10 protein-coding genes are annotated in these 10,809 nt (G+C 71.0%); 2 read left to right on the top strand and 8 right to left on the bottom strand.

Going from position 1 to position 10,809, the window contains the following annotated elements:
- Positions 1 to 75: 75 nt before the first annotated feature.
- Positions 76 to 519, bottom strand: coding sequence for a MarR family winged helix-turn-helix transcriptional regulator (locus tag ACFC1I_RS01565; protein WP_376006102.1), 444 nt, complete (start codon positions 517 to 519; stop codon positions 76 to 78).
- A gap of 43 nt (positions 520 to 562) precedes the next feature.
- On the opposite strand from ACFC1I_RS01565, the gene ACFC1I_RS01560 reads away from it, so the two are divergent.
- Entirely contained in the window at positions 563 to 817 is a 255-nt protein-coding gene (locus ACFC1I_RS01560) for a hypothetical protein (protein WP_376006100.1), read from the top strand.
- 23 nt (positions 818 to 840) lie between these two features.
- On the opposite strand, the gene uvrB is transcribed toward ACFC1I_RS01560, so the two are convergent.
- The 3 genes from uvrB to coaE form a co-directional block, all read right to left on the bottom strand.
- Positions 841 to 2,922 carry an excinuclease ABC subunit UvrB gene (uvrB, locus tag ACFC1I_RS01555; protein ID WP_376006098.1) on the bottom strand — a complete coding sequence of 694 codons (2,082 nt, stop codon included), beginning with the start codon at positions 2,920 to 2,922 and terminating at the stop codon, positions 841 to 843.
- An 80-nt stretch (positions 2,923 to 3,002) separates the two neighbouring features.
- A complete protein-coding gene (locus ACFC1I_RS01550) occupies positions 3,003 to 3,659 on the bottom strand; it encodes a hypothetical protein (RefSeq protein WP_376006096.1) in 657 nt (218 codons plus the stop codon).
- Between the two features lie 26 nt (positions 3,660 to 3,685).
- Positions 3,686 to 4,309, bottom strand: coding sequence for a dephospho-CoA kinase (coaE, locus tag ACFC1I_RS01545; RefSeq protein ID WP_376006094.1), 624 nt, complete (start codon positions 4,307 to 4,309; stop codon positions 3,686 to 3,688).
- A gap of 515 nt (positions 4,310 to 4,824) precedes the next feature.
- Here coaE and ACFC1I_RS01540 point away from each other — a divergent pair.
- Positions 4,825 to 5,568 carry a response regulator transcription factor gene (locus tag ACFC1I_RS01540; RefSeq protein ID WP_376006092.1) on the top strand — a complete coding sequence of 248 codons (744 nt, stop codon included), beginning with the start codon at positions 4,825 to 4,827 and terminating at the stop codon, positions 5,566 to 5,568.
- Positions 5,569 to 5,598: 30 nt separating this feature from the next.
- On the opposite strand, the gene ACFC1I_RS01535 is transcribed toward ACFC1I_RS01540, so the two are convergent.
- From ACFC1I_RS01535 to rpsA, 4 genes are all read right to left on the bottom strand, one after another.
- Positions 5,599 to 6,768 carry a hypothetical protein gene (locus ACFC1I_RS01535; protein WP_376006090.1) on the bottom strand — a complete coding sequence of 390 codons (1,170 nt, stop codon included), beginning with the start codon at positions 6,766 to 6,768 and terminating at the stop codon, positions 5,599 to 5,601.
- The gene (locus tag ACFC1I_RS01530) at positions 6,765 to 8,438 is read right to left on the bottom strand and encodes a sensor histidine kinase (protein WP_376006088.1); all 1,674 of its coding nucleotides are present in this window, start codon (positions 8,436 to 8,438) and stop codon (positions 6,765 to 6,767) included. The genes ACFC1I_RS01535 and ACFC1I_RS01530 overlap by 4 nt, the downstream gene beginning before the upstream one ends.
- Before the next feature lie 69 nt (positions 8,439 to 8,507).
- Positions 8,508 to 9,077, bottom strand: a complete 570-nt coding sequence (locus ACFC1I_RS01525) for a GIY-YIG nuclease family protein (RefSeq protein ID WP_376006086.1) — start codon at positions 9,075 to 9,077, stop codon at positions 8,508 to 8,510.
- Positions 9,078 to 9,201: 124 nt separating this feature from the next.
- Complete coding sequence (rpsA, locus tag ACFC1I_RS01520; RefSeq protein WP_045298874.1) at positions 9,202 to 10,650, bottom strand: 30S ribosomal protein S1; 1,449 nt, start codon at positions 10,648 to 10,650, stop codon at positions 9,202 to 9,204.
- Positions 10,651 to 10,809 lie beyond the last annotated feature (159 nt).

Below are 10,809 nucleotides of genomic sequence, written 5' to 3'. Positions count from 1 at the left end.
GGGGCCTCCGACATGGGGGCTGGGAGCCGTTCGCCGTCGGCGAAGACGCGGCCCTCCTCCCCCGCGCGCAGCGCTTCAGCGGGCGCCGGCGAACGGCTGCAGCGCGTCGCGGAGGGCCAGGAGCGCGGCGGCATCGGTCCCGACGCTCGCCATCACCTTGCCCGGCACCTCGAGCGCCCGCGCGCGCAGGCGCGCACCCGCTTCCGTCAGCCGGACGTCGAGCACCCGCTCGTCGTCGTCGCGGCGCGACCGGGTGACGAGTTCCTGCGCCTCGAGCCGCTTCACGAGCGGCGACAGCGTCGCGGGCTCGAGCGCCAGCTCGGCGGCGAGCTCGCGCAGCGACCGCGGCGACCGCTCCCACAGCGCGAGCATCACGAGGTACTGCGGGTGCGTGAGGCCCAGCGGCTCGAGGATCGGCCGGTACAGGCCGACGACGTTGCGCGCCGCGGTCACCAGCGCGAAGCAGACCTGGTTGTCGAGCTTGAGCAGGTCGTCCGGGTTGAGCTGGGAATCCGTCACCCGCTGATCCTATCGCGCACTAATCGTTAGTACACTAATGACCATGCCAGACACGGATGCCTCCACCCCCGACCGTCGTCCGCTCCGCGAGCGCGTGCGCGAAGCCGGCGGCTGGTACGCGTTCCTCAACGCGAACCTCATCCGTGTCGCCGGCCCCGCCGCCGTCGGGCCCTACGAGACGACTCCCCCGCCGAGTGTCGAGGAACGGGCCGAGCGCGCGTGTCCGCTGTGCGGCGCGCCGATCACGCAGCACACGTTCGACCGCTCGGGGCCGAAGCCCCTCATGCACTGCCCCTGAGCCCTGATCCCGGGCCACGCGCGTCACGCGTGGCCGGCGCGCTCCATCGCCCGCAGTTCCTTCTTGAGGTCCTGCACTTCGTCGCGCAGCCGCGCGGCGAGCTCGAACTTCAGCTCCCCGGCCGCCGCGAGCATCTGCTGGCTCAGGTCGGCGATGGTCGCCTCGAGCTGCTCGGCCCCTTCCGCCGCGATGCCCTCGCGCCGCAGCTGCGGTGTCGGGCTCTTGCCGACGCCGGACTTGGTCTTCGCCGCAGCCTTGCCCCGCAGCATCCGATCCGTGTCGGAGGCCTCGCGGGCCAGCACCTCGGTGATGTCGGCGATGCGCTTGCGGAGCGCCTGCGGCTCGATGCCGTTGGCGGTGTTGTAGGCGATCTGCTTCTCGCGGCGCCGGTCGGTCTCTTCGATCGCCTTGGCCATCGAGTCGGTCACCGTGTCGGCGTACATGTGCACCTGACCCGAGACGTTGCGCGCCGCGCGGCCGATCGTCTGGATGAGCGAGGTGCCGCTGCGAAGGAACCCCTCTTTGTCGGCGTCGAGGATCGACACCAGCGAGACCTCGGGGAGGTCGAGGCCCTCGCGCAGCAGGTTGATGCCCACCAGCACGTCGTAGACGCCGGCCCGCAGCTCGCTCAGGAGCTCGACGCGGCGGAGCGTGTCGACGTCGGAGTGCAGGTAGCGAACGCGCACGCCGTGCTCGCCGAGGAAGTCGGTGAGCTCTTCGGCCATCTTCTTCGTCAGCGTCGTCACGAGCACGCGCTCGTCGCGCTCGACGCGGAGGCGGATCTCTTCGAGCAGGTCGTCGATCTGGCCCTTCGACGGCTTCACGACGATCTCGGGGTCGACCAGGCCCGTCGGGCGGATGATCTGCTCGACCACGCCGTCGGCGATGCCCATCTCGTACCGACCGGGCGTCGCCGACAGGTACACCGTCTGGCCCACCCGGTCCTTGAACTCGTCCCACCGCAGCGGCCGGTTGTCGAGCGCGCTCGGCAGCCGGAACCCGTGCTCGACGAGCGTGCGCTTGCGCGAGGCATCCCCCTCGTACATCGCCCCGATCTGCGGGACGGTGACGTGCGACTCGTCGATCACCATGAGGAAGTCGTCGGGGAAGAAATCGAGCAGCGTGTGCGGCGGCTCGCCCGGCGCGCGCCCGTCCATGTGGCGCGAGTAGTTCTCGATGCCCGAGCAGAAGCCGAGCTGCTGCAGCATCTCGAGGTCGAAGGTCGTGCGCATGCGCAGACGCTGCGCCTCGAGCAGCTTGTTCTGCGACTCGAGCTCTCTCAGCCGCTCGCCGAGCTCGTCTTCGATGGTGCCGATCGCGCGCTGCACCGTCTCGGTGCCCGCGACGTAGTGCGACGCCGGGAAGATCGGCACGCTGTCGAGCCGCTGCACCACGTCGCCGGTGAGCGGGTGCAGCATGTACAGCGCCTCGATCTCGTCGCCGAACATCTCGATGCGGATCGCGTACTCCTCGTAGACCGGGATGATCTCGATGGTGTCGCCGCGCACGCGGAAGTTGCCCCGTGAGAAGTCGACGTCGTTGCGGTTGTACTGCATCGCGATGAACTTGCGGATGAGCGCGTCGCGGTCGTAGACCTCGCCCACCTGCAGTGCCACCATCGCGCGCAGGTACTCGTCGGGCGCACCGAGGCCGTAGATGCACGACACGGTGCTCACCACGATCACGTCCCGGCGGCTGAGCAGCGAGTTCGTCGTCGAGTGGCGCAGCCGCTCGACCTCGGCGTTGACCGACGAGTCCTTCTCGATGAAGGTATCGGTCTGCGGGACGTACGCCTCGGGCTGGTAGTAGTCGTAGTAGCTGACGAAGTACTCGACCGCGTTGTGCGGCATGAGCTCGCGGAACTCGTTCGCCAGCTGCGCGGCCAGGGTCTTGTTGTGCGCGAGCACGAGAGTGGGGCGCTGGACGGCTTCGACGAGCCAGGCGGTGGTCGCCGACTTGCCGGTACCGGTCGCGCCCAGCAGCACGACGTCGGTCTCGCCGGCGTTGATGCGCGCCGCCAGCTGCGCGATCGCCTGGGGCTGGTCACCCGACGGCTCGTATTCGCTCACGACCTCGAACGGCCGCACGGATCGTGTGGTCTGCACCCATCCAGGGTAGGCGCGGCCTCCGACATCGGGGCGGAGTTCGCGATGAGCGGATGCTGCGACCCGCCGCCGCGTCCGGATCAGCCGCCGAAGCCGCCCCCGCCGTCGAAGCCGCCGCCGAAGCCCCCGCCGTCGAAGCCGCCACCGCCGCCGCCGTCGAACCCGCCTCCGTCGAAGCCCCCGCCGCCGTCGAAGCCGCCCGAGGCGGGATCGTAGGTGTCGCCGATCCAGGCGGGGCCGTCGCCGAGCTGCAGCGATCCGGCCCCCACGGTGTAGTACGCCGTCACCGAGCTCGCCACCAGGAACTGGTTCGCCACGAGCGCCATCACGCCGACGTTCAGGAGCATCGCCCGCGGGTCCACGCCGTCGCGGGCGTCACGATCCTCGAGCCCGACCGCCGTGCGGGCGGGATCCGTCGAGGCCTCGGTCGCGGCATCCGCTCCCCCGGCAACGGCGCGGCGCGTCCTGTGCTCCTCGGCGCGCCGCACCAGCCGCGCGATCACCGAGGGGTCGTCGGCCGCCGCGTCGCGCTCCGAGTCGGCGAGGAAGGGCCGCAGCTGCTCGAACATCTCGCGCCGGCGCTCGGGCGGGAGGTCCTGGAAGGCCGAGGCGTGCGCGCTCTCGATCACCGACGCGGGCAGGGTGTTGAGGAGGTAGACGTAGCGCGCGATGCGCTCCTCCTCCGTCGTCGCACCGTACGGCGTCCTGCGCCGGCGGAACCTCGAGAACAGGGCCATCGGAACCTCCTCGATCCGCCTCCAGGTTACGGGCGCACGGCCCGGCGCGCGATGTGCTCGTCGAGCGCCGTCCAGAGTTCGTCGACCTGGCGCTCGGTGCTGTCGAGCGAGCCCGCGGTGTCGATCACGACATCGGCGATCGCCAGGCGTACGTCGTCGGGCACCTGCGACGCGAGGCGGGCTGCGGCATCCGTCTCGGTCATGCCGCGCAGTTCGACGAGGCGGCGCAGGCGGATGTCCTCGGGTGCGTGCGCCACGATGATCAACTGCCAGGGGGCGTCCGCACGCGCCTCGACGAGCAGCGGAACGTCGTAGACGACGACGGCAGCGGGATCGGCCTCGAACGCCTCCTCGATGCGCCGCGTCGATTCCTCCCGCACCGCGGGGTGGACGATCGCGTTGAGCTGTGCGACGGCCGCGTCGTCGCCGAACACGCGGCTGCCGAGGGCGGCGCGATCGAGCGAACCGTCGGGACGCAGCATCCGTTCCCCGAAGGTCTCGGCGATCGCCGCCAGCACCGGCGAGCCGGGCTGCTGCACCTCGCGGACCAGCTGATCGGCGTCGACGATCACGGCACCGTGATCGGCGAGGCGGCGGGCGATCGTGGACTTTCCGGAGGCGATGCCTCCGGTGAGGGCGACGAGCGGCATGGTTCGAGCATGCCACGCCACGCCCGCCGGACGCGCGCCGCCGGCACCCTCCGGCGCCCGCAAGCCCTGCGCGGTTCCTGAGGTGGGCCTGAGCGGGTGTTGAGGCACCGGAGGTAGCCTCGGGTCACCCGAAGGACAGATCCACCCGTGTAGCACTGGGGAGGGCGGAAGATGAGCGTCGGACGCGACATCGTGGCGACCGACGCGACACCGCCCCGCTGCACCAGCCCGATCGTCCTGAGGTACGGACAGGCCGCACGCGTGGGGACGACGGCGGTCGCGTTCCGTGCACGGAGGACGCGCGCAGGGCGGGACATGGGGATATCTCCCGCCCTACGCGCGGCCCGCCGGACCGGCGAGGTGACGGGCACACGCGAGCGAAGCTCCACGGCCCGCCCCGCATACGGTCGCCTGCCGTGATCGACGGCCTGCCGCACCCGTTCCGCAGCGCGTTCTGGGATATCATGACCGACGTCCAGGGTCCGTCGACAGCACCGGATCCGGAGGGTGCATCGGTGGAAGAATCGCGCGTCGCGGTCGTCATAGAGGACGAGGAAGACATCCGTTCTCTCCTGTCGACCGTGCTCGCCCAGGCGGGCTTCGAGGTGCACGGCGCCGCCAACGGCGCGGACGGCGTCGAACTGGTGCGCGAACATCGGCCTCTGGTGACGACGCTCGACGTCAACATGCCCGGCATGGACGGCTTCGAGACCGCCAAGCGCATCCGGGCCATCAGCTCGACCTACATCGTCATGCTGAGCGCCCGCACGGAGGAGATCGATGCTCTGCAGGGCCTCGAGGCGGGGGCCGACGACTACGTCGCCAAGCCCTTCCGTCCGCGCGAGCTGCGCGCCCGCATCGACGCCATGCTGCGCAGACCGCGGCACGTGGCCCCGGCGGAGCCCGACTCCACGGGTGAGGAAGGCCTGACCGACGGCGTCTGGCTCGAGCACCACGGACTGCGCCTGAACGCTTCCACCCACCTCGTCACCGTCGACGAGCAGGACGTCGAGCTCACGCGCAGCGAGTTCGACATCCTCGCGGACCTGCTCGTCGCGGGCCGGCGTGTGCGCGCGAAGTCGGATCTCGCCCTGATGCTCCGCGGCGACCAGTACGCCGTCACCGACTTCGTGTCCGACAGCGACGCGCGCGCGATCGAGGTGCACATGGCGAACCTCCGGCGCAAGCTCGGCGAGTCGCCTGCGCAGCCGCGGTGGATCGAGACCGTGCGCGGCGTCGGCTACCGTCTCACTGCCTGACGCGCGCGCTGCGCGGGCGGACGGATGCCGCTACTCGCCCTCGTCGACGAGCACCGAGGTCTCCACGTTCGCGGCCGCACGACTCGCCGCCTCGCGGGCGACGCGGATGAGCTCGGCCGGGTCGTAGCCCGCCGTCTCGCTCAGCGCGACGCCGACGCCCACCACAGGGATCACTCCCCCGCCGACCTTGCCGAGGTCGTCGAAGAGACCCCGGTAGATCGCGCCCGCCTGCCGGCGCGCGTCCTGCGGCGAGGCGACCGCGAGACCGACGACGAGCCCGGTGTGGCCGTCCTGGCCGACGACGGCGTTCGTCGGCGTGTGGTGGCGCACGCCGGTGCGCCAGGTCGCTGCCACTGCGCCCGCGACGTCGCTGCCGAAGGCGGTGGAGATCTGGTCGAGGTCGTCGAGGCGGACGGCCGTCACCGCGATCGGCTCGAAGCGCCGCTCAGCGCGCCGGCACATCCCCTCGAGCACGACGGCGAACGACGACTCGCTCAGGATGCCCTGATCCTCATCGACGGCCTGGGCCTCGCGCAGATAGCCGCGCATCGGCGCGCGGCTCGCCCGCAGCACCGAGGTCACGACCACCGCGACGATCGTCAGCGTCACGGTGAGGTAGCTCGTGCTGATCGTCCCGAAGGCGGTCTGGAACAGGGCGCTGTCGGGGCCAGAGGTCACGAAGGCGGTGGTGCGCGACACGTAGTACAGCGACTGGAACCCGAGCACCGCGCCGAGCACCCACGACGTGCGCGACTCCCGCATGTCGCCGCGGAGGCACTCCACCGCCCCCGCGCCCGCGAAGAACAGCAGCGGCACGAACATCCACAGCGCGCCGGCCCAGTCGCCGCCCGTGTCGCCCTCGATCACGACAGCGGTCGCGGCCGCGGCGACCGCGACGGCCACGAGGATCGACGACCAGCGCATGTCGCGCCCGTTGAAACGGCGGCAGCCCAGCCACATGCAGCCGGTGCCCGCGACGAACGCGGCGTTGCCGACGGCGATCGCCCACCACGCGCCGTCCTCCGTCTGGGCCCAGATCGTGTAGGCGAGGGTGGTGAGCATCGCGGCGAGGAACGCGATCGACCAGATGCGCCCCGCGCCCTCGTCCCGGCGCAGCAGGGTCTCGAGGATGAACAGCACGCCGCTGACGTTGACCACCAGCGCGGTCATGATGAGCACGCTCGCCAGATCGAGGGTCATCCTTCTTCTCCTTCCGGGCCGATCGCGGGCAGCTTCACGATGAACGTCGAGCCGACGCCCGCCGCGCTGTGCAGGGCGAGCTCGCCGCCGTGGGCGCGCACGATGTCGCGGGTGATCGCAAGCCCCAGGCCGGTGCCCGACCGGCGTTCGCCGCCCGCCTTGTAGTACCGCTGGAAGAGGCGCGAACGGTCGGCCTCCGAGATGCCGACGCCGGTGTCGCGCACCAGGATCCAGCTCGACGTGCCGTCGGTCGTCGTGCCGACGAACACCGTGCCGCCGTCCTTGTTGTAGGCGATCGCGTTCGACACCAGGTTGTCGACGACCTGCCGCAGGCGCAGCGGATCGGCCCACGCGACCGCGGGTTCCAGCCCCGTCTCGTCGATGGTGATCGCTCGGGCGGCGGCACGCGGCAGGGCGTCGGCGGCCGCGGCGCGCACCAGGTCGCGCGCGTCGAGGAGCTGCGGGGCGAGGGACGCCTCGACCGACGACGGCGACGAGCTGGATGCCGCGAGGATGTCGGCGACGATGCGCAGCAGGCGCTCGGCGTTGCGCTCGGCGACGTCGAGGCTGGCCCGCACCGCGTCGGGGGTGTCGGGATCCTCGATCGCGAGGTCGAGGTAGCCCAGGATCGAGGTGAGCGGTGTGCGCAGCTCGTGCGACACCGAGGCGACGAGGTCGTCGCGCGCGCGGAGCGCGGTGAGCTCGGCCGTCACATCCCTCGAGACGACCACCGCGCCGGCGTCGGCGCCGTCGGGGTCGGTGAGGCGCCGCGCCGTGATGGTGAGCGCGCGGCGCGGGCCGGACTCGGGGCCGAACCAGACGACCTGGTCGTCGAACGCCTCGCCTCGGCGCGCACGCTCGAGCGGGTGCTCGTCGGGCGGCAGCGGCGAGGTGCCGTCGTCGCGGAACGCGGGCACCTCGGTGCCGTCGTGGTCGGGCTCGACGCCCTGCAGCAGCGTGCCGTGGGCCTCGTTGGTGACGGCCACGCGGCCGCTCGTGCCCATGCGCACGACGCCGAAGTCGACGGCGTCCAGCACCTCTGTGACGACCTGCTCCTGGCGTCTCGTGCGTGCGAGCACGCTCGCGAGCAGCTGCGACTGCTTCGCCAGGAGCATGCGCTGCGCGTCCGACCGTCGGGCGTTGAGATGGCTGGTGGCCGCGACGGCGATGATCACGAGCGGCAGCAGGAAGGTCCGGTACGTGACCTCCGCGGCGCTGATCGCCGTGAGCACGCTGACGATGCCGGCGATCGCGACGATCACGCCGAACAGGCCGAGCAGCCCGAACCCCCCGGCGAGCCAGGTCGCGGGGAAGATCCACAGCAGCCCGAGCGCCGTGTCGGGAGCGGCGATCTGCATGAGAGTGATCGCGACGATGTCGATCGCGGGGACGACCGCGACCCACCCGTACGGCAGGCGGTTCCACGGCACCACCAGCGTGGCGGCGGTCACCGCGACCACGATGACGACCCCGAGGAAGAACAGCGCCGGCTCGCCGCCGAACGGCCCGATCGCCACGAGCACGCCGAGCACGAACACCACCGCGGCCAGCAGCAGCTGGTTCAGCGTCGCGGTGCGGCCGCGCGTGCGGTCGGCGCCGTCAGGCGCGGTCCCGCCCGTGCGGGAGCGCACCGCGGGCCCACCCGGCTCGCCCGGTGTCGCGGCGGTCATACCGTGACGGTAACGGATGCTGCGCCCCCAGCGGGAGACGGCGCGCTCGCCGCTCGTCGGCCCAGCGTCTCAGCCGCGCGCCGCGAGCGCCTCGCTGCGCCATCGTGCGTGCTGCTGCCACGGGTCGTCGATTCCGGCGGCGAGGACGGCGATGTGCGCGGCGAGGGCGTCGGAGCGGCGGAACCACTCCGTGCCGGGGTAGCGGTCGGCCGCGAACTGCACGTGCCGCCGCTGCTCGAGCGCCCGCCCGCCGCGCTCGAACGCCAGCAGTTCGTCGTGCCAGATGGCGCCGAACCGCTGCCGCGGGTTCGCGCTCGTCCCGATCTTCACGCGGTCGTCGTAGCGCAGGTAGTAGACGACGTCGACGCGGGGCGGAGCCAGGTCGTCGTCGGGGAGGTCGCCGTAGCGCCACTCGCACACGGCGCACAGCCACCCCGACGGATAGCGGAAGCCGAGCCGCGATCCGCACAGCCGGCACGGCGACGGCAGGGCGTCCGTCACTCCGTACCGGGCGTCCGCCCACTCCCCCGCCACCGCGAGATGCGCCGCGCACAGCGCGACCGGAGCGTCCGCGGGCACGGGGCCGCGGCATCCGTCATCGTCCACCAGGCATCGCGCGGAAGGGGCGTTCTCAGGCACGCGGCGACGATACCGCCTGCCTCCGACGTCGCCACGGGCACGCGAAAGGCCGCCACCCCGCCGAAGCGGTGGTGACGGCCTTTCGAACCAGACGGTTCAGCGAACCGGGCGGCTCAGCTCAGGATCAGCGACCCGAGAGCTTCTCGCGCAGGGCCGCGAGGGCCTCGTCGTCAGCCAGCGTGCCCGCGGGGCCGCTGTCGGACGAGTACGAGGACGCGCCGGTCTCGACCGGAGCGGCAGCCTCGGCCTCGAGGGCCTTGATGACGGCAGCCTTGTGGGCCTCCCAGCGAGCGTGGGCCGCAGCGTACTCCTGCTCCCACTTCTCGCGCTGCTCGTCGAAGCCTTCGAGCCACGCGTTCGTCTCGGGGTCGAAGCCCTCCGGGTACTTGTACTCGCCGTGCTCGTCGTACTCGGTGACCATGCCGTACAGCGCCGGGTCGAACTCCGTGCCGTGCGGGTCGACCGACTCGTTCGCCTGCTTGAGCGAGAGCGAGATGCGGCGACGCTCGAGGTCGATGTCGATGATCTTGACGAAGACCTCTTCGCCGACCGACACGACCTGCTCGGCGAGCTCGACGTGCTTGCCCGACAGCTCCGAGATGTGCACGAGGCCCTCGATGCCGTCCGCGACGCGCACGAACGCACCGAACGGAACGAGCTTGGTGACCTTGCCCGGCGCGACCTGACCGATCGCGTGCGTGCGGGCGAAGACCTGCCACGGGTCCTCCTGCGTCGCCTTGAGCGACAGCGAGACGCGCTCGCGGTCGAGGTCGACCTCGAGGATCTCGACGGTGACCTCCTGGCCGACCTCGACGACCTCGGACGCGTGCTCGATGTGCTTCCACGAGAGCTCCGAGACGTGGACGAGACCGTCGACGCCACCGAGGTCGACGAACGCACCGAAGTTGACGATCGACGAGACCGTGCCCTTGCGGACCTGACCCTTGTGGAGGTTGTTGAGGAACGTGGTGCGCGACTCGGACTGCGTCTGCTCGAGCAGGGCGCGGCGCGAGAGCACGACGTTGTTGCGGTTCTTGTCGAGCTCGAGGATCTTCGCCTCGATCTCCTGGCCGAGGTACGGCGTGAGGTCGCGGACGCGGCGGAGCTCGATGAGCGATGCGGGCAGGAAGCCACGCAGGCCGATGTCGACGATCAGACCACCCTTGACGACCTCGATCACGGAGCCGGTGACCACACCGTCGTTCTCCTTGATCTTCTCGACGTCGCCCCACGCACGCTCGTACTGTGCGCGCTTCTTCGAGAGGATGAGGCGGCCTTCCTTGTCCTCCTTCTGGAGAACGAGGGCTTCGACCTCGTCGCCGACCTTGACGACCTCGTTGGGGTCGACGTCGTGCTTGATGGAAAGCTCACGCGAGGGGATGACGCCCTCGGTCTTGTAACCGACGTCGAGGAGGACCTCGTCGCGGTCGATCTTCACCACGGTGCCCTCGATGAGGTCGCCGTCGTTGAAGAACTTCAGGGTCTTCTCGACCGCGGCCAGGAAGTCCTCGGCAGATCCGATGTCGTTGATCGCGACCTGCTTGGTGGCCGGGGCGGTCGTTGCGGTAGTCATGTAGTGGGTTGTCCTTGTTGGGGTTGGGTGTCGGGCCCCGGTCTTCAGCGGCTTCCGACGCACGAGGGCGAACGGATGCCTCGAACCGAGGCGAAGCGGATTTTCCAGCGATGTCACCCGAGCCCTTGCGGGAAACCGGTCACCGGCGCGAACCGGTAC

Origin of the sequence: Microbacterium sp. NPDC056044 (genome assembly GCF_042267145.1) — a bacterium.
Lineage (GTDB): Bacteria > Actinomycetota > Actinomycetes > Actinomycetales > Microbacteriaceae > Microbacterium.
Note: the sequence above shows the minus strand (reverse complement) of the source record. Positions and strands in the feature narration are given on the sequence as shown.